The organism is Streptomyces sp. NPDC032721 (assembly GCF_055579625.1).
Genome location: NZ_JBVIMX010000019.1, coordinates 17,910 through 35,216, shown reverse-complemented (window position 1 = coordinate 35,216; position 17,307 = coordinate 17,910). Strand labels below are relative to the sequence as shown.

The 17,307-nt window shown below is 70.6% G+C and carries 16 protein-coding genes; 7 read left to right on the top strand and 9 right to left on the bottom strand.

Translation table 11 applies throughout. The features are described from left to right. Nucleotides 1–145: 145 nt before the first annotated feature. From ACZ5PB_RS32725 to yczE, 4 genes are all read right to left on the bottom strand, one after another. Nucleotides 146–2,167, bottom strand: a complete 2,022-nt coding sequence (locus ACZ5PB_RS32725; protein WP_468696223.1) for a M4 family metallopeptidase — start codon at nucleotides 2,165–2,167, stop codon at nucleotides 146–148. A gap of 478 nt (nucleotides 2,168–2,645) precedes the next feature. Then, a complete protein-coding gene (locus ACZ5PB_RS32720) occupies nucleotides 2,646–3,044 on the bottom strand; it encodes a PPOX class F420-dependent oxidoreductase (protein ID WP_468696221.1) in 399 nt (132 codons plus the stop codon). 2 nt (nucleotides 3,045–3,046) lie between these two features. After that, a complete protein-coding gene (locus ACZ5PB_RS32715; protein WP_468696220.1) occupies nucleotides 3,047–3,619 on the bottom strand; it encodes an NADPH-dependent FMN reductase in 573 nt (190 codons plus the stop codon). A gap of 71 nt (nucleotides 3,620–3,690) precedes the next feature. Further along, nucleotides 3,691–4,311, bottom strand: a complete 621-nt coding sequence (gene yczE / locus ACZ5PB_RS32710; protein ID WP_468696219.1) for a membrane protein YczE — start codon at nucleotides 4,309–4,311, stop codon at nucleotides 3,691–3,693. A gap of 86 nt (nucleotides 4,312–4,397) precedes the next feature. Here yczE and ACZ5PB_RS32705 point away from each other — a divergent pair, with 86 nt between their 5' ends. Further along, nucleotides 4,398–4,895 carry a MarR family winged helix-turn-helix transcriptional regulator gene (locus ACZ5PB_RS32705; protein WP_468696217.1) on the top strand — a complete coding sequence of 166 codons (498 nt, stop codon included), beginning with the start codon at nucleotides 4,398–4,400 and terminating at the stop codon, nucleotides 4,893–4,895. Nucleotides 4,896–4,985: 90 nt separating this feature from the next. On the opposite strand, the gene ACZ5PB_RS32700 is transcribed toward ACZ5PB_RS32705, so the two are convergent. Then, a complete protein-coding gene (locus ACZ5PB_RS32700) occupies nucleotides 4,986–5,291 on the bottom strand; it encodes a DUF397 domain-containing protein (RefSeq protein WP_468696216.1) in 306 nt (101 codons plus the stop codon). Further along, the gene (locus tag ACZ5PB_RS32695) at nucleotides 5,288–6,139 is read right to left on the bottom strand and encodes a helix-turn-helix domain-containing protein (protein WP_468696215.1); all 852 of its coding nucleotides are present in this window, start codon (nucleotides 6,137–6,139) and stop codon (nucleotides 5,288–5,290) included. Before ACZ5PB_RS32695 ends, ACZ5PB_RS32700 begins: the two co-directional genes overlap by 4 nt. A gap of 159 nt (nucleotides 6,140–6,298) precedes the next feature. Between ACZ5PB_RS32695 and ACZ5PB_RS32690 the strand changes: the two genes are divergently transcribed. Genes ACZ5PB_RS32690 through ACZ5PB_RS32680 form a run of 3 tightly spaced genes read left to right on the top strand, consistent with a single transcriptional unit; the run spans nucleotide 6,299 to nucleotide 8,762 of the window. Continuing rightward, entirely contained in the window at nucleotides 6,299–6,820 is a 522-nt protein-coding gene (locus ACZ5PB_RS32690) for an ATP-binding protein (RefSeq protein ID WP_468696213.1), read from the top strand. Next, nucleotides 6,802–7,662 carry a helix-turn-helix domain-containing protein gene (locus tag ACZ5PB_RS32685; RefSeq protein ID WP_468696212.1) on the top strand — a complete coding sequence of 287 codons (861 nt, stop codon included), beginning with the start codon at nucleotides 6,802–6,804 and terminating at the stop codon, nucleotides 7,660–7,662. Before ACZ5PB_RS32690 ends, ACZ5PB_RS32685 begins: the two co-directional genes overlap by 19 nt. Before the next feature lie 50 nt (nucleotides 7,663–7,712). After that, the gene (locus ACZ5PB_RS32680; RefSeq protein ID WP_468696210.1) at nucleotides 7,713–8,762 is read left to right on the top strand and encodes a methyltransferase; all 1,050 of its coding nucleotides are present in this window, start codon (nucleotides 7,713–7,715) and stop codon (nucleotides 8,760–8,762) included. A 303-nt stretch (nucleotides 8,763–9,065) separates the two neighbouring features. Here ACZ5PB_RS32680 and ACZ5PB_RS32675 read toward each other — a convergent pair whose 3' ends face one another. Continuing rightward, the gene (locus tag ACZ5PB_RS32675; protein WP_468696208.1) at nucleotides 9,066–10,076 is read right to left on the bottom strand and encodes a S66 peptidase family protein; all 1,011 of its coding nucleotides are present in this window, start codon (nucleotides 10,074–10,076) and stop codon (nucleotides 9,066–9,068) included. 210 nt (nucleotides 10,077–10,286) lie between these two features. Between ACZ5PB_RS32675 and ACZ5PB_RS32670 the strand changes: the two genes are divergently transcribed. After that, on the top strand, nucleotides 10,287–11,492 hold the full coding sequence (locus ACZ5PB_RS32670; protein ID WP_468696207.1) for a serine hydrolase domain-containing protein: 1,206 nt from the start codon (nucleotides 10,287–10,289) through the stop codon (nucleotides 11,490–11,492). 28 nt (nucleotides 11,493–11,520) lie between these two features. Here ACZ5PB_RS32670 and ACZ5PB_RS32665 read toward each other — a convergent pair whose 3' ends face one another. Beyond that, complete coding sequence (locus ACZ5PB_RS32665; RefSeq protein WP_468696205.1) at nucleotides 11,521–13,395, bottom strand: ABC transporter ATP-binding protein; 1,875 nt, start codon at nucleotides 13,393–13,395, stop codon at nucleotides 11,521–11,523. Further along, nucleotides 13,392–15,287, bottom strand: coding sequence for an ABC transporter ATP-binding protein (locus ACZ5PB_RS32660; protein ID WP_468696203.1), 1,896 nt, complete (start codon nucleotides 15,285–15,287; stop codon nucleotides 13,392–13,394). The genes ACZ5PB_RS32665 and ACZ5PB_RS32660 overlap by 4 nt, the downstream gene beginning before the upstream one ends. 259 nt (nucleotides 15,288–15,546) lie before the next feature. Between ACZ5PB_RS32660 and ACZ5PB_RS32655 the strand changes: the two genes are divergently transcribed. Then, nucleotides 15,547–16,494: an ABC transporter ATP-binding protein gene (locus ACZ5PB_RS32655; protein WP_468696202.1), complete on the top strand. Its 948-nt coding sequence runs from the start codon at nucleotides 15,547–15,549 to the stop codon at nucleotides 16,492–16,494. 4 nt (nucleotides 16,495–16,498) lie between these two features. Next, nucleotides 16,499–17,299, top strand: a complete 801-nt coding sequence (locus ACZ5PB_RS32650) for an ABC transporter permease (RefSeq protein WP_468696200.1) — start codon at nucleotides 16,499–16,501, stop codon at nucleotides 17,297–17,299. The last annotated feature ends 8 nt before the right edge of the window (nucleotides 17,300–17,307 follow it).

Below are 17,307 nucleotides of genomic sequence, written 5' to 3'. Positions count from 1 at the left end.
GGCAACCTCACCGCCACGCTGCACGTCTCCGCGGAGGAGGCGACGTCCGGCAGCGGGGGGGGACGGCTCGCCCCCCCCCCCCCCCCCGCCCACCACTCACACGTTGTCCGGATCACAGGTTGTGCGGAAGCCGGAACTCAACCGGTCAGAAGGTGAGCTTCCACCCGTTGATGTAACCGGTGTCCTGCGAGGCCTTGTCCTGCACCTTGAGCTTCCAGGTGCCGGCCGCGACCTCGGAGGAGGCGTTGACGGTGAACTGCTGCTTCACGTTGTCCGCCGAGTCGCCGGAGCTGGTGTTCTTCAGCAGGTAGATCGTGCCGTCCGGGGCGACCAGGTCGACGCGCAGGTCACCGCGCCAGGTGTGGACGATGTCCACGTCGACCTTGAGGGTGGCCGGGGCGTTGCCCGTCTTGGTGACCGGGATCGAGGAGGTCACGGCCGCACCGTTGTCCGGGATGGCCACGTCGGTCTGGTTCTCGAAGACCGTGCCGCCCGGGTCCGGGTCGCCGGGGCGGGCCCCGACGTTGATGGCCGCCCAGGCGTGCTCGACGCCCTTGACCTCGGCGCTGCCCGCGCCGTACAGCTCGGTCGCGGCGGCGACGGTGCCCTTGCGGGCGTCCGCGTAGTTGGTGCTGGCGGTGAACTTCGAGACCAGCGCCTTGAACCAGATCTTCTCGGCCTTGTCGCGGCCGATGCCGACGACCGGCTTGCCGTCGGAGGTCGGCGAGTCGTACGAGACCCCGTTGATGACCTTCGCGCCGCTGCCCTCGGACAGCAGGTAGAAGAAGTGGTTCGCCGGGCCCGACGAGTAGTGGACGTCGATGTTGCCGATGCCCGAGTACCAGGCGTCCTTCGACGCCCCGTCCTTGCTCGGCTTGTCCATGTAGCGCAGCGGGGTGCCGTCGCCGTTGATGTCGATCTTCTCGCCGACCATGTAGTCGCCGACGTCCTTGGCGTTGTTGGCGGTGAACTCGACGGCCGCCGCGAAGATGTCGGAGGTCGCCTCGTTCAGGCCGCCGGACTCACCGCTGTAGATCAGCTTGGCGGTCGCCGCGGTGACACCGTGGGTCATCTCGTGCGCTGCCACGTCGATCGAGGTGAGCGGCTTCTGGTTGCCCGCGCCGTCGCCGTACGTCATGCAGAAGCAGGAGTCCTGCCAGAACGCGTTGATGTACGCGTTGCCGTAGTGGACGCGGGAGTACGCGCCGACCCCGTCGCCGCGGATGCCGCTGCGGCCGTGCACGTTCTTGTAGTAGTCCCAGGTGAGACCCGCACCGTACGCGGCGTCCGCGCCCGCGGTCTCGCGGTTGCCCGGGGTGCCGTCGCCCCACGTGTCGTCCGGACCGGAGAAGAGGGTGCCGGTGCCCGACGTCCCGCCCTTCAGGTCGTACGTCTTGTGGTTGCCGCGACCGCCGTCGGTGAGGTTGTACGTCGAACCGGACAGCGTCGAACCGAGGGTGACCTGGCCGCTGTACTGGGTGTTGCCGACGCCGTTCTCGACCGCCTGCCACTCGTGCAGCTTCTCGCCGGTGGCGGCGTCGGTGACGACGTGCAGCTCGTTGGGCGTGCCGTCGTGCTGGAATCCGCCGACGACCGTCTCGAACGCGAGGACCGGCGCGCCGGACCCCATCCAGACCACCTGGCGCGGGGCCATCGACGCCTTGGTCGACTTCGAGCCCTCCGCCTTGGCGAGACCGAGTGCCTGCTTCTCGGCGGCGGCCGGGGCCACCTTCGGGGTGGCGGCGATGCCCGCGAGCTTCGCGGTCCTGGACTGGGAGACGCCCTTGGTCTTGGCGGCCTTGTCCTTCTTGACGATCAGGTCGCCGCCGAGGACGGGAAGGCCGTCGTAGGTGCGCTCGTAGCGGGTGTGCGTGGTGCCGTCCAGGTCCTGGACGACGTCACGGACCACGAGGGCTTCCTTGGCACCGAGGCCGAGCTCCTTGGCGGTGGCCGCCTTGGTCTCGTTGGCCTTGGTGAGCAGGGCCGCCCGCTGGGCGGGCGTCAGCTTCGCGGGTGCGCCGCCGGGGTCGGCCTTCGCGGCGGCGGGGGCGGCGGTCCAGGGGTCGTCGGCGACGGCGGTGCCGGTCTGGACGCCGACGGCGAGCAGCGCTGCGGCGGCGAGCAGAGCGCCGGTCGCGGTGGCGTGCTTGCGGTGCGTGGATCTCACGCGGACTCCTTCTGCGAGGGGGGTTCCGCCGGCTGGGTGAGGCCGACGGGGCTGAACATGCAGAGCAGGCAGAGCAGTTGGTGCGCGTGGTGCACGGTTCTTGGAACGACGGAAGAGTGGCAGGCAGGGGCGGGTGCTGTCAGGGGCGTGTCAATAAGTTGGCCGGATCCGTCTCCTTGGGCGGACGGCCATGTTCGGTATGCGGATTGTTTGCCTGTGCGTAAGACAAAGGTGCAGGAACGGCCCGGGGGAGGGGGCGGGGGCGTTTGCCCGGGGGGTCGTCGCAGCGCGCCATAGCAAACGAGCCCCCGCACGAATCCGGACACCGAGGGACGGAGGGCCCGCCTCCACCAGGCGGGCACCAGAATTGCGGGTGGCTGAATTCCTGTGGTGGGTGTGGCTGAGGTGTGGGGTGGTTCGACCTTCTCGGGGAGGTTGTGGGGAGGCGTACGCGCGATGTGACGGCAGGCCGGGGCTGTCAGAGCCGCCCGGCGACCTTCTCCGGTGTCACCCGTACGACCACGAACTCCGCGTTCCCCGCAGCCGGGTTGGCGGTGGCGAAATCCCGGCCCGTGTGGGCCAGGGACAGTCGGTTCGCCAGGGTCCGGTCCGGGTCCGGGGTGACGGTCGCCGTGCCCCGGACCTCCGCGTAGGAGTACGGGTCATCGGGCCTGCTGATGAGGAGGGTGACGCGCGGGTCGCGGGCGATGTTCTTGCCCTGGAGTCGCTCCAGCGTGGTGGAGAAGAGCAGGTCGTCGCCGTCCGCCGTCACCCACACCATCGTCAGGTGCGCCCGCCCGCTGGGCAGCAGTGTGGCGACCGTGGCGAAGGCGGGGGACTCGGCGAGGTACTTCTTCAGGCCGGGGGAGAGTTCCATGGTCAGACACCCGACCGTGCGGGAGCCGCCGCGAGGAGCGATGCGACCTCGTCCAGTACGGCGTCAATGTCAGCCGCCAGCGCGGGAGTTGAGGTGAAGGCGCCTTCCGCGTGGTTCACCAGGCCCTCGATCCCGGCCACCGACACGGTCGTCTCCGCCGGGCGCAGGCCGACCCGCTCCAGCACAGGGCGGAGCATGTCGATCGCCGGGGCGCCGCCGGACGGGCCCGCGCTGTAGCTGACCAGGCCGATCGGCTTGCCCTCCCACTCCGCGTAGAGCGAGTCGATGGCGTTCTTCAGCGGGGCCGTGAACCCGCCGTTGTACATCGGCATCACGAAGACGAACGCGTCCGCCGGGGAGATCGTCGCGCTCCACTCGCGGGTGTGCGGGTGGGCGTACCGGCCCGTCGACGGGTACTCCGGTTCGTCGAGCAGGGGCAGTCCGACCTCCGCCAGGTCGATCGTCGTCACTTCGAACTCAGGTCGTCGCGCGGCCAGTTCAGCGACCCAGCGGGCCAGTGGCCGGCCGGAAGAGGTGGGGCGGGTGCTGGCGGCGAGTACGTACAGGCGAGACATGGGGGTCCCTTCGTTCAAGGCGTTCAAGGCGTTCAAGGCGAGAAATGAGAGGTGTTCAACGGCTCAGCGGCTCAGCGGCTCAACGTGAAGCGCCGCAGCGCCGGTTGCGTCAGCGGTCCTATCGCCGCCGCGAACAGCACCGTGCCCACCCCGACCGTGCCGCCGAGCAGCCATCCCGCCGCCAGCACCGCCAGTTCGATACAGGTGCGGGCCGCCCGGATGGAGATGCCGCGCTTGGCCAGCCCGGTCATCAGGCCGTCGCGCGGACCGGGGCCGAGCCCCGCCCCCACGTACAGCCCCGTCGCCAGCGCGTTGAGCACGATGCCGAAGAGGAGCAGTGCGATCCGGACCGCCATGTTGTCCACGGCCGTCGGCAGCGCCCGCAGCACGGCGTCCGCGACCAGTCCGACCACGATGATGTTCAGCACCGTGCCGACGCCGGGCCGCACCCTCAGCGGTATCCAGGCCACCAGCACCAGCGCGCCCACCACCGCCACGACGAGCCCGAGCGAGATTCCGGTACTGCGTGACAGGCCCTGGTGGAGCACGTCCCAGGCGGACGCGCCCAGACCCGCCGCAATCATCAGCGCCATGCTGACCCCGAACAGGACCAGCCCGCCCATCAGTTGGGTCATGCGGAGCTGTGCGGAGGCGCCGCCCGGAGTCTGCCGACTGCGGTCTGGGCGAGCCACGGTGCCTCCATGTGGTTGACGTGTCACCCATCACGCTAGGGGTCAGTTCGGTGACGTGTCAATCAATTCTCGGTACGGTGTCCTACGTGACGACCACCGACGACCCCCGCTGGCTGACCGACGACGAACAGCGCACCTGGCAGGCGTACCGCCGCATGCAACTGCTCCTCGGCGCGCAGGTCTCCCGAGACCTCAGCCAGGACAGCGGCCTGTCCGACGCCGACTACGACGTGCTGTCCCACCTGAGCTGGTCCGAGGGACGCGGCTGCCGGGTGAGCGAGCTGGCCGACCGGATGCTCTGGTCGCGCAGCCGCCTCTCGCACCACCTGACCCGCATGCAGCAGCGGGGCCTCATCGTCAGGCAGGGCTGTGCGTCCGACGCCCGGTGCGCGGAGGTCGTCCTCACCGAGGAGGGCCTGCGCGTCCTGGAGGCGGCGGCCCCGCTCCATGTGGAGTCGGTGCGCCGCAACTTCATCGACCTCCTCACCCCGCAACAGCAGGCCGCCTTCGCGGAGATCGGCGAGGTCGTCGTACGCCACCTCTCGGACGGCGCCGAGCCCCGGGCCCCCAAACGCGTGCGATAGGTTCCCCGCCGTGACCGACCTCGGACCGTCTCCTGGCCGCCCGCCGAGGCCCGCGCAGCCGGGTGCGGGGTGTTCGTGCGGGCGGCGGGGTCAGGCCCGGACCGCGTACGAGACGAACTGCTGCCAACTGGCGCTGGTGACGGCGAGTTGGGGGCTGTCGGCCAGCTTGGAGTCGCGGACGTGGACGGTGGTCTGACAGGCGGCAACCTCAACGCAGTCGCCTTGGCTGCCGCTGCTGTGCGTCGACTTGTGCCAGGGGAGGGCCACTTCGATGCAGTCGTCGCCGTCGGAACCGCTGTACGTCGACTTGCGCCAGGAGAGGGCGACTTCGATGCAGTCGTCGCCTTGCGAACCGCTGTAACTGCTCTTGAACCAGGCCAGTTCGGACGTGCTCATAGCGCTCCTCGCATTCGCTTCAGCAGGCCCAGGGAGTCTTCTGGCGTCAGGGCCTGTGAGCGCATCTTGGCATAGCGCTGCTGGAGACGGCTGATCTCTTTCGGGTCAGTGATGAGGCGCCCATTTTCCTGCCCCTCCGAGTACCCGAACCACCGGTTCGCCGGAGTCTCGGCCAGCCGCATGGGCCCGTCCAGCCCCGCATGTGTCGTCTGCCGCAGGGGCATCAGCTGGATCTCCACGTTCCAGTGCCGCTCGCCGATGTCGATCAGTCGGTCGAGCAGGGTACGCGTCACCTCCTCGCCGCCCGTGTGCCGTTCCAGTACCGCCTGTTCGATGATGAAGCTGAAGGCGGTGGGCGGTTTCCGGTCCATGGAGAGCAGGTTCTGGCGGGCGAGCCGGGCCGCGATGCGTTCGTTGAGCTGCTCCTCGGCCACCAGTGGCGGCACTCCCAGCGCCACCGCCCGTGCGTATGCCTCCGTCTGGAGAAGGCCCGGCACCACCCGGCGCTCGTACGTATAGAGGCTGACGGCCTCCGCCTCGAACTTGGCCCACTGCCGGAACCAACTCGCCAGCCCCGGCTGCCGCGACAGGTGCCGCGCCGCACCCCGCAGCGTCCCGAACGCGTCGAGGATCTCCTCCGCCCGCTCCACAAAGTCCGGCTGCGGGAAGCGGCGGCCCTGTTCGATCTTGGCTACGGTCTGGAGCGAGTACCCGGACAGCTCGGCGAACTCCTCCTGGGTGTGCCCCGACCGTTTGCGGAACGCCTTCAGTACCTCGCCGAACGTCCGGAGACTGTCCGACACTTCCGGCTCTCCACCGCCCGGCTGCCCACCCGTACCGTCCGACATGCCAGGACACCTCCTGTACGCCTGCCTCGTAGCCCACGCCCAACTCGGCAATGGTTACGGTCAGTTGCCAGCCCTGTCCACCCTCCGTACCAGTACTCTCACGCAGCGTGCTAGTTGCCGACCTGGAGAACTTCTCTGTCGGGCGCTCGGATAGGGGGTATGAGACCACCCTCCACACCGCAAGTGGCAACTACCGTACGTATGTTCACGCAGAGCTTCAGCTCGACTCGGCGCGGTGCCCGCCTCGCCAGGCATCTCGCCGTGCACCAGTTGCACGCCTGGGGTGTCCCGTACGGCTGCGAACTCTCCGACACCGCCGCCCACCTCGTCGCCGAGCTCGCCGCGAACGCCGTCACGCACGGTCGCGTGCCGGGGCGGGACTTCGAACTCCGGCTCGCCATCGACCCGTACACCCTCCGTATCGACGTCTCGGACGCGCGCGGCGAGCGGCGGCCCGCCGGTCCCGGCGCGCTCACCGCCCCCGAACCCGGTGCGGACGCGGGGCGGGGGCTGCTGCTGGTGGAGGCGCTGGCCGATCGGTGGGAGGTGGTCGACCGGGGCCCGGTGGGCAAGACGGTGCGGGCCGAACTCGCCCTGGGCGAAGCCGAGTCCACGGAACTTTCGTCCAAGACAGGGACGGAGAAGTCGGCGACCGTAGAGGCATGCGCAGCGGCGAAGTGAGGTCCGTCCTCCCGGAGGACGACGAGAGCGACTACGGCAGCGACTACGGCAGCGATTACGGCTGGGAGGTCGCCCGGCCCGTCGGCGGTACGTCCCTGGACGGCGTGCGGATGGCGGGGTTCCGTGACCGTATCGGCGTCGGGCTGGACAAGCAGGTGCTTCCGCAGCCCGTCGTGGTCATCATCATCGGGCTGGGGGCCGGCGGCCCCTTCAGCGTCGAGGGTGCGGCCGGGCGGCGGCCCCTGAGCAGCTTCGCCGCCGCGTTGTCGCCGGGGGCGACCCGCATCCGGGGCGAGGGCGTCGAGTGCGTCCAGCTGTACCTGGCGCCCCCGGCGGCGTACGCGCTGCTGGGGGTCTCGCCGCGTGAACTGGACGGCTCCGTCACCGGACTTGAGGACCTGTGGGGGCGGCACGAGCGCCGCCTCCGCGAGCGGCTGCCCGAGGCCGGGACGTGGCAGGAACGCCTCGCCCTGGTCGACGGGTTCCTGACGCGGCGGGCCGCGCAGGCACCCCCGATGGCGCCCGAGGTCGCGGCCACCTGGGACCACATCGTGGCCCGGCGCGGGCGGGTGCGGGTCGGTGAACTCGCGGAAGCCTGCGGCTGGAGCCGGAAGCGACTGTGGTCCAGGTTCGGCGACCAGATCGGCTTCACCCCGAAGCGCGCGGCCATGCTGGTCCGCTTCGACCACGCCGCCCGCCTGCTGCGCGCGGGCCGTAACCCCGTGGACGTGGCTCAGACGTGCGGATACGTCGACCAGCCCCATCTGCATCGCGACGTACTCGCCTTCGCGGGGTGCACCCCGGGCGCCCTGGCCCCACAAGCGGCCGCCGCAGCCGCATAGCCCGAGCCCTTCTTCGAAACCGAGCCATTCCCACAGGAAGGACCACACCAGTGGCAACCACCGAAGTCCCCGTGACGGACCCCGCCGCCCGCGAGCTGATCGTCCAGCTCGCCTTCGGCAACATGGCCGCGCAGACCCTGCGCGCGGCGGTGCGCCTGAACGTGGCCGAGCTGATCGGCGACGGCAGACCGCGCCGGGCCGACGAGATCGCCGCCGGTGCCGGGATCGAGCCGCAGCCGATGACCCGGCTGCTGCGCGCCCTGACCAGCCTCGGCATGTTCAAGGAACACACCCCGGGCTCCTTCTCGCTCACCCCGGCCGGCGCACTCCTCGACCCGCGCCGCCCCGACTCGCTCGCGTCCTTCGTGCGGCTGTTCACCGATCCGGTGGTGGCACGGGCCTGGGAGCACCTGGACTCCTCCCTCCGTACCGGCGACGTCGCGTTCGACTCGGTCTTTGGCACGGACTTCTTCTCCTACCTGACCGGGCACCCCGAGCTCTCCGAGGCGTTCAACGCGGCGATGAGCCAGGCCACCGGGGCGACCGCCGCCGTGCTGCCGCACGCGTACGACTTCGGCCGGTTCACGTCGGTCACGGACGTCGGCGGCGGGGCCGGAACCCTCCTGGCGGCCGTGCTCGACGCGCATCCGGGACTCCACGGCGTCGTCTACGACACGGCCGACGGCCTGGCCCAGGCCCCCGAGACGCTGCGGGCGCACGGGCTCACGGAACGCTGCTCGCTGGTCGCCGGGGACTTCTTCGGCTCGGTGCCCAAGGGCTCGGAGCTCTACCTGATCAAGAGCATCCTGCACGACTGGCCGGACGACCTGACGATCACGATCCTGAGCCACTGCCGCGAGGTGCTGCCGCCCGGCGGGCGCGTACTGATCGTGGAACCCGTACTGCCGGAGGTCGTCGCGAGCGGCACGGGAGGGACCTATCTCAGCGACCTGAACATGATGGTGAACGTGGGCGGCAGGGAACGCACCCGCAAGGACTTCGAGGACGTGTGCCGGAGCGCGGGCCTGGCCGTCACCTCGGTCACCGCGCTCGCGGACGCCGAACCGTTCTCGCTGATCGAGGCCGTCGCCGCCGACTGACGGTGCGGCCCGACCAGCGGATCCGTCGGTTCTGCTGGTGGGCATGGTCGAACTTCGCGACGCCCCCACCGAGGACCCGGCGCACCAGCAGCACAAGGGTGTCGAGCGTGCGCCCCCGCCGTGAGCGGCTCCAACTCCCCGCCCGGCCGGAGCGGTTCATCGGCGGCGTGCCACTTCCCCGCAGTGGGACGCACCCGCCCCGACGCCCCGACAGGGCCAGGCCGCCGATGCCCAGGTTCAGCACGACCAGCAGCCCACCCGTACTCGCCACGAACCACACACCCGCTACGGGGCGAACGGCGTTCACGCCTTGCGACGTGGCGCTACCGCGGCTTCGAGCAGCGACAGTGTCCGTTGCCGCGCGTCCAGGGCGACGCGAGTGCCGACGGGAAAGGGGAGGTTGGGGCCGGCGTGGCCGACCTCGACGTTGGCAAGGACCGGGATGTCGCTGTCGCCGAGGACATCGAGGACCATCTCCCGCAGGGTCGGGGCGCCGTCGGAGGGGGCGAATCCCGCGATGGCGGTAGGGGTGCCCACGATCATTCCGGAGATGCGCTCCAGGACCCCGGCGTGCCGCAGCACCTGGAGGTAGCTCCACACGTGTGAGGCGTGGCCGCCCAGTTCCTCCCAGAACAGGACCGCGCCGTCGAAGGCTCCGAGGGGGAGCGCGTAGCGCGTCGCCTGGTTCAGTGCGATGCGGTTGAGGACCCCGCCGATCAGCCGGCCTTCGGTACGGCCGGTCCGCCAGCACTCCCACGACGGGTTGGACGGCAGCTGACCGATCGGCTCCGTACTGGTCAGTAGTGTCGAGTAGAGCCTTTCCAGTTCGGCCCGGCGTGCGGCGGAGGCGCGCGGCCAGTGCCCGCCGAGCCCGGGGGTGGCCAGGTCGGCGTGGAATCCGACCAGACCTGTCTGCGCGTGGAGCACCAGATGCAGGAGTGAGATGTCGCTGTAGCCGATGATCGGTTTGGGGTCCGCCCTGATCTGCTCGAAGTCGATCAGGTCGAGATAGCCGATCGTGGTATGGCCGCCGTCGTGCGCGATGACCGCGCGCACCTGGGGATCACCTAGCAGGGCGTTCAACTCCCCGGCGATCTCCGCCGGTGTCGCCGCACTCCACCAGTGCTGCCGTCCCGCTTCGAGCAGTGGCGCCCGACGGACCCGGAACCCCATCCGCTCCAGCGTGCACACCGCCTGTGCGAGGTCGGGTTCGTACTCGGCGAGCAGTGGTCCGGACAGCGAAGCGACAACGACGAGATCCCCGGGCTCCAGGGCGCGCGGTCGAAGCAGTTGGGGCGGTGCGGTCGTGGTCATCCGGCCAGTGTCCCGACGCGTTCCGCACCACGCCACGCCTTTTTGTGCCTGCGGCATGGCGTCGTGACGGTCACCGAGAGATCACCTAGGGGACCCCTGAGGGGATGTCCCCCGTGATGGTCCGGTGGTTGGCGGGATGCCCTTCCGGGGCGCGTCCGGAGATGCTCGTTCCGCAACAGCGTTTCCGTTACCAGCAGTGGGAGTTCCACCGTGCACCAGCAAGCCGCCGCAGCCCGGACCGTCCGCAGCGCGAGCCGGGTCCGTGCCGTCTCGGTCCTGGGAGCCGTCGCCGCCGCGACCGTACTGGCCACCACCCTCGCCGCCCCCGCCTCCGCGGCGGCCGGCGGTCCCGATGCCAAGGCCCTCCAGGGCGCCCTGGACGCCACGGTCAGGGGCGGTGCGCCCGGTGCCGTGGCCGGGCTCGTCGACCACGGGCGCACCTGGTCGGGTGCCGCGGGCCTGGCGAACGTACGGACCGGGGAGAAGCGCGACGCGCAGGACCGGTTCCGGATCGGGTCGCTGTCCAAGACGTTCGTCGCCACGGTGGTGCTCCAGCTGGAGGCCGAGGGTCGGCTGGACCTCGACGACAAGGTCGACCACTGGCTGCCGGGCCTGGTGAAGGGCAACGGGCACGACGGCCGGAAGATCACCCTGCGCCAGCTCCTCAACCACACCAGCGGCATCTTCAGCTACACGGAGGACGAGGCCTTCAACGAGCGGGTCACCGGCCTCGGGTTCCTCAAGCACCGCTACGACACCCTGAGGCCCGAGCAGCTGGTCGAGGTCGCCATGAAGCACGCCCCGAACTTCGATCCTGGCGCCAAGTGGAGCTACTCCGACACCAACTACATCATCGCCGGAATGGTGATCCAGAAGGCCACGGGCCGGACGTACGCCGCCGAGATCGAGCGCCGCATCATCCGCCCGCTGCACCTCGGGTCGACCATGCTGCCCGGCACCAGGACCTGGATGCCGCACGGCAGCGGCCGTGCGTACTCGCAGCTCAACGGCAGCTTCTCCGGCCCCGCGAAGCCCGACCGGCCGACGTACGACGTGACCGAGCTCAACCCGTCGCTCGCGGGCGCGGCGGGCGAGGTGATCTCCAACTCCCGCGACCTGAACCACTTCTACCAGTCACTGCTGGCCGGAAAGCTCCTCAAGCCGCGCCAGCAGGGGGAGTTGACGAACACCGTCCCGACGGGAACGCCCGGCGGCGGCTTCGAGTACGGCCTCGGCCTGATCAAGATCAAGCCGACCTGCGGCCCCGAACTCTGGGGTCACACCGGCGCCATCGAGGGCTCCGTGACGACGACCATGGCGACCCGGGACGGGAAGAAGTCCCTGACCTTCCACCTCAACGCGGACTGGTCGGTCCCGACCGGCGACGTGCTCACGACCGCGTTCTGCGGCAAGTGAGGAGCGAGGGCCGGCCGGGTCCCGCCCGTCACACCAGGCTGTCCCGCCAGGCCCGGTGCAGATCCGCGAACCGGCCCTCGCCGCCGATGAGTTCGGCGGGGGAGCCGTCCTCGACGATCCGGCCGTGCTCCATGACCAGCACCCGGTCCGCGACCTCCACCGTCGACAGGCGGTGGGCGATCACCACGGCGGTACGGCCGTGCAGCACCGTGTGCATCGCCTGCTGCACCGCCCGCTCGCCCGGGATGTCCAGCGAGCTGGTCGCCTCGTCGAGGATGAGCACCGCCGGGTTCGCCAGCAACGCCCGTGCGAACGCGACCAGTTGGCGCTGACCGGCCGAGATGCGGCCGCCCCGCTTGCGTACGTCCGTGTCGTAGCCGTCGGGCAGGCTCACGATGAAGTCGTGCGCGCCGATCTCCTTCGCGGCCTGCTCGATCTCCGCGCGCGTTGCCTCCGGGCGGCCGATCGCGATGTTCTCGGCGACCGTGCCGGAGAACAGGAACGCCTCCTGCGTGACCATGACGACACCCCGGCGCAGCTCGGGGACGGACAGGTCGCGCAGGTCCGTGCCGTCGAGGAGGACGCGGCCCTCGGTCGGGTCGTAGAACCGGGCCAGCAGCTTGGCGAGGGTGGACTTGCCCGCGCCCGTCGAGCCGACGACCGCGACCGTCTGCCCGGCGCCCAGGGTCAGGTCGAAGGTGGGCAGCACCTCGCCGCCGGTGCGGTAGGCGAACCGTACGCCGTCGAACTCGACCTCACGGCCCGGGTGTTCGGAGTCCTGCACCGGCAGCGCGCGCGGCTCGGCCGGTTCTGGGACGGTCGGGGTCTGGGCGAGCAGGCCCGCGATCTTCTCCAGCGAAGCGGACGCCGACTGGAAGGAGTTGAGGAACATGCCCAGGCGGTCGATGGGGTCGTACAGGCGCCGGAGGTAGAGGACCGCGGCGGCCAGCACACCCAGTGCGAGAGTGTCGGACGCGACCCGGTAGGCGCCCCACAGGACGATGCCCGCGACGGCCGTGTTCGCGACCAGGCGCGAGCCGGTCACATAACGGGCCATCTCCAGCAGAGAGTCGCCGTTGGTGAGTTCGTGCCTGCGGTTGAGGGCCGCGAAGGCCTCGTCGTTGGCGCGCTCGCGACGGAAGGCCCGTACCGGACGGATGCCGTTGAGGGTCTCCGCGAACTTCACGATCACCGCGGCGACGGCGGACGAACGATTGCCGAAGACGATGCCGACCCGCCGCTGGTACATCCGTACCAGCAGGTACAGCGGTACGAACGAGGCGACCGCGACCGCACCGAGCCCCAGGTCCAGCCAGAGCAGCAGCACCGAGATCGAGACGAACGACAGGATGACCGAGATCAGTTCCTGGAGGCCCTCCGAGAGCAGCTCGCGCAGCGACTCGACGTCGGTGGTGGCACGGGAGATGAGGCGGCCCGAGGTGTAGCGCTCGTGGAAGTCGACGCTGAGCGCCTGCCCGTGCCGGAAGATCCGGCCACGCAGGTCCAGGAGCACGTCCTGGCTGACGCGGGCGGAGGAGCGGAAGAAGGCGTACATGAGCGCGCCGGACGCCGCCGAGCAGATCAGGTAGCCGAGGGCGACGGCGATCAGCGGCCCGTAGTCCTGCTCCCGGAAGGCGGGCACGCCGCTGTCGATGGCGTACGCGACGAGCAGTGGTCCGGCCTGGATGGCGGCCTGCTGGAGGAGCAGGAAGAGCGCGGAGACGACGACGTACTTGCGGCGGGGCCGCAGGAGCGAACCGAGGAGGCGCCAGGTGGCGCCGGGCGGGGAGGGGAGCTCGTCCTGGTCGAAGGGGTCGGTGGCCGGGGAGGAGGGCTTCGTCCCGGACCTGGCCTTGGACTCGTGCTCGGGCTTGACCTGCCGGTCCTTGTCGGTGGTGGTCATGCGTCCGCTCCCTCGTGCAGGTCCAGGTGCCGGCCGGACTTGGTGAGGTCCGGGGTCTCGGAGGTCTGCGCGCCCGACATCAGCCACGCGTACTCCGCGTTGTCCCGCAGCAGTTCGTGGTGCGTGCCCACCGCCGCGATCCGGCCGCCGGACAGCAGCGCCACCCGGTCGGCGAGCATCACCGTCGAGGGGCGGTGCGCCACCACCAGCGCCGTCGTATCGGCCAGCACGCGCCGCAGCGCCGCCTCCACCAGTGCCTCCGTATGGACGTCGAGGGCGGACAGCGGGTCGTCCAGGACCAGGAAGCGCGGCCTGCCCACCACGGCGCGGGCCAGCGCGAGACGCTGGCGCTGGCCGCCGGAGAGACTCAGCCCCTGCTCGCCGACCTCGGTGTCCGCACCCGCGGGCAACGTGTGCACGAAGTCGGCCTGGGCGATGCCCAGCGCGCGCCGCAACTCCTCGTCACCGGCGTTCGGGCCCGCCCCCATCAGTACGTTCTCGCCGACCGTCGCCGAGAAGAGCGTCGGCTCCTCGAACGCCACGGACACCAGCTCACGCAGCTCGGCGCGCGGCATCGTGTCGATGTCCCGCCCGTCGAGCGTGATCCGGCCACCGGTCCGCTCGTGCAGCCGGGGCACCAGCGCGGTGAGCGTCGTCTTGCCGCTGCCGGTCGCCCCGACCAGGGCGAGCGTCTCACCCGGCCTGATGTGCAGATCGATGTGTTCCAGGAGGGGTACGGAGTCGGCGGGCGCGTCCGGGTAGCGGAACTCCACTCCCTCGAAGCGCAGTCCGCCGGTGTTGTCCGCATCCGCCGCAGAGCCCGGGGCCTCGCCGGTGGCCGTGTCCGACTCCTCCTCCGCGTCCATCACCTCGAAGAACCGGTCCGCCGCCGTCGCCGCCTCCTGGCTCATCGCCAGCAGGAACCCGATCGACTCCACCGGCCAGCGCAGCGCCAGCGCCGTCGACAGGAACGCCACCAGCGTGCCCGCCGAGAGCCCGCCGTCCGCCACCTGGATCGTGCCGAGCACCAGCGCCGCACCGATCGCCACCTCGGGGATGACCGTGATCAGCCCGAGGATCCCCGCGAGCAGCCGCGCCTTGACCAGTTCCGTGCCGCGCAGGTTCGCCGACAGCTCGCGGAACGCCTCCGACTGCGCCCGGTGCCGGCCGAAGCCCTTGATGATGCGGATGCCGAGCACGCTCTCCTCGACGACCGTCGTCAGATCGCCCACCTGGTCCTGCGCCTTGCGCGACACCAGGGCGTACTTCCCCTCGAAGACCGCACACAGGATCATCAGCGGGATCACCGGCACCATCAGCACCAGACCGAGCGTCCACTCCTGCATCAGCAGGATCACGAAGCCCACCAGGATCGTCGTCCCGTTGACGATCAGGAACGTCAGCGGGAACGCCAGGAACATCCGGATCAGCATCAGGTCCGTCGTCCCGCGCGACAGGATCTGCCCGGACGCCCACTTGTCGTGGAAGGCCACCGGCAGCCGCTGCACGTGCCGGTACAGATCGGCGCGCAGCCCCGCCTCCACCCGCGCCAGCGGACGCGCGACCAGCCAGCGCCGGAACCCGAAGAGCGCCGCCTCCACCACGCCCAGCACCAGCAGGGCGGTGGCGCCCAGCCAGACGCCGCCCGGGTCGCGGTCGGCGATCGGGCCGTCGACCATCCACTTCAGGACGAGCGGGAAGACCAGACTCAGACAGGAGGCGACGATCGCCACGACCGCCGCGGAGCCCCAGCGGGCCCGCACCGGTCTGACGTACGGCCACAGGCGCAGCAACGAGCGCACGGCGGAGCGTTTCACCGGTTTCTCCGGCTGGGTCCGCGATGCGTCCGGTATTTCGGTGGCGGGCTCGGGGGAGGTGTGTGTATCGGTCATCGGACCTGAGCCTACGAGCCGGAACCGCCACCGCCCAGTGAGTATTCGGGGGGCGCGGGGCAGCGCACCGTACAACCCCGGGAAGGGGCAGCGGCCCTTACCGCGAGGAACCGCGAGGACGCGGGGGCCGGAGGCGCGAGCTCGGGGTGTCGTACGGGACGGATCGGCCGATCGGCGCCGCCATCAACCGATCGGCTGATGCCCCGGTCGAGCGCGATGGCCGATACCGCCGCCGCCCGCCCCGTACGAATCTCTCCCCATGCCCCTCATCGAAGTCAGCGAACTGCGCAAGTCCTACGCCGGCCGCCCGGTCGTCGACGGTGTCTCCTTCTCCGTCGAGGAGGGCGAGATCTTCGGCATCCTCGGCCCCAACGGCGCCGGCAAGACCACCACCGTCGAATGCGTCAGCGGTCTGCGCGCCCCCGACGCGGGCCGTGTCCGGGTGGCCGGTCTTGACCCGGTCGCCGACCACGACGAGGTCAGCCGGATCCTCGGCGCCCAGCTCCAGGAGAGCGAGCTCCAGCCCAAGATCCTGGTCCGCGAGGCCCTTGAGCTGTACGCGTCCTTCTACCCGCACCCCGCCGACTGGCGCCCGCTCGCCGAACGCCTCGGCCTGGAGGGCAAGTTGACCACCCGGTTCGCCAAGCTCTCCGGCGGCCAGAAGCAGCGCCTGTCCATCGCGCTCGCCCTGATCGGCAACCCGAAGGTGGTCGTCCTCGACGAACTCACCACCGGCCTCGACCCGCGCGCCCGCCGCGACACCTGGAAGCTCATCGAGGACGTCCGCACCTCGGGGGTCACCGTCGTCCTGGTCACCCACTTCATGGAGGAGGCCCAGCGCCTCTGCGACCGGATCGCCGTCATCGACAACGGCAGGGTGGCCGCGACGGACACCCCGCGCGGGCTGATCGGCCGCTCCGCGAGCTCCACCGTGATCACCTTCGTACCGTCCAGCCCGCTGGACGCCGCCGACCTCGACGCACTCCCCGAGGCCGCCTCCATCGACCGCAAGGGCGACCAGCTGACCATCACCGGCACCGACGCCACCGTCAACGCGGTCATCACCCTGCTCGCTCACCGCAGGATCACCGCCCGCCAACTCCGGGTCACGGACGCCACGTTGGACGACGCCTTCCTGGACCTCACCGAGGGCAACACTCCTGCCACCCCCGACGCCGCCGCACACCTCACAGACAAGGCCGCCTGACGCCATGAGCACCGCGACCGCACCCGCCTCCGCCACCCGCCCCGCCCCCGGCCCGGGCAGCGGCGGCAAGACCCTCGCCGCCGTCCTCAAGGCGGAGGGGCGCCTCTTCCTCCGCGAACCCGGTTCCCTCTTCTGGATGCTCGGATTCCCGACGGTGCTGCTGGTCATCCTCGGCCTGATTCCCTCCTTCCGGGAGGCCCAGGCCGACCTGGGCGGGCGCCGCGTGATCGACCTCTACGTACCCATCGCCGTGCTCCTCGGCATGATCATGGCGTCCCTCCAGGCCATGCCACCGGTCCTCACCAGCTACCGCGAACGCGGCATCCTGCGCCGTCTGTCCACCACCCCGGTGCGGCCGTCGGCCATCCTGGGCGCGCAGATCACCCTGCACGGCGCCGCGATGATCGTTTCCGCGCTGCTCGCCATCACGGTCGGCCATCTCGCCTTCGGGGTGGCGCTGCCCTTCGCGCGGCCCGGCTACGTCCTGGCGATGCTGCTGATGACCGGCTGCGCGCTGGCCCTCGGCGCGGCCGTGGCCGCCCTCGCCGCGACCACCAAGGCGGCGACCGCGATCGGCTCGGTGGCCTTCTTCCTGATGATGTTCACCTCGGGCGTCTGGCTGCCGGTGCAGGCGATGCCCGACCTGCTCCAGACCATCGTGGGCCTGACCCCGTTCGGCGCCGCCTCGCAGGCCCTGGACCGATCGATGCTCGGAAGCTGGCCGAACTGGCAGGACTTGGGGATCATGGCGGTGTGGGCGGCGGGATTCACCGGTGCGGCGTCGCGCTGGTTCCGCTGGGAGTAACGGGCGCG

Bases quoted from the DNA above. Each gene is read 5' to 3' on its own strand.
- ACZ5PB_RS32695 (WP_468696215.1), bottom strand. From the start codon at position 6,139: ATGTCGGACGGTACGGGTGGGCAGCCGGGCGGTGGAGAGCCGGAAGTG.
- ACZ5PB_RS32685 (WP_468696212.1), top strand. From the start codon at position 6,802: ATGCGCAGCGGCGAAGTGAGGTCCGTCCTCCCGGAGGACGACGAGAGC.
- ACZ5PB_RS32715 (WP_468696220.1), bottom strand. From the start codon at position 3,619: ATGTCTCGCCTGTACGTACTCGCCGCCAGCACCCGCCCCACCTCTTCC.
- ACZ5PB_RS32720 (WP_468696221.1), bottom strand. From the start codon at position 3,044: ATGGAACTCTCCCCCGGCCTGAAGAAGTACCTCGCCGAGTCCCCCGCC.
- ACZ5PB_RS32650 (WP_468696200.1), top strand. From the start codon at position 16,499: ATGAGCACCGCGACCGCACCCGCCTCCGCCACCCGCCCCGCCCCCGGC.
- ACZ5PB_RS32700 (WP_468696216.1), bottom strand. From the start codon at position 5,291: ATGAGCACGTCCGAACTGGCCTGGTTCAAGAGCAGTTACAGCGGTTCG.
- ACZ5PB_RS32675 (WP_468696208.1), bottom strand. From the start codon at position 10,076: ATGACCACGACCGCACCGCCCCAACTGCTTCGACCGCGCGCCCTGGAG.
- ACZ5PB_RS32690 (WP_468696213.1), top strand. From the start codon at position 6,299: ATGAGACCACCCTCCACACCGCAAGTGGCAACTACCGTACGTATGTTC.
- ACZ5PB_RS32665 (WP_468696205.1), bottom strand. From the start codon at position 13,395: ATGACCACCACCGACAAGGACCGGCAGGTCAAGCCCGAGCACGAGTCC.
- ACZ5PB_RS32655 (WP_468696202.1), top strand. From the start codon at position 15,547: ATGCCCCTCATCGAAGTCAGCGAACTGCGCAAGTCCTACGCCGGCCGC.
- ACZ5PB_RS32660 (WP_468696203.1), bottom strand. From the start codon at position 15,287: ATGACCGATACACACACCTCCCCCGAGCCCGCCACCGAAATACCGGAC.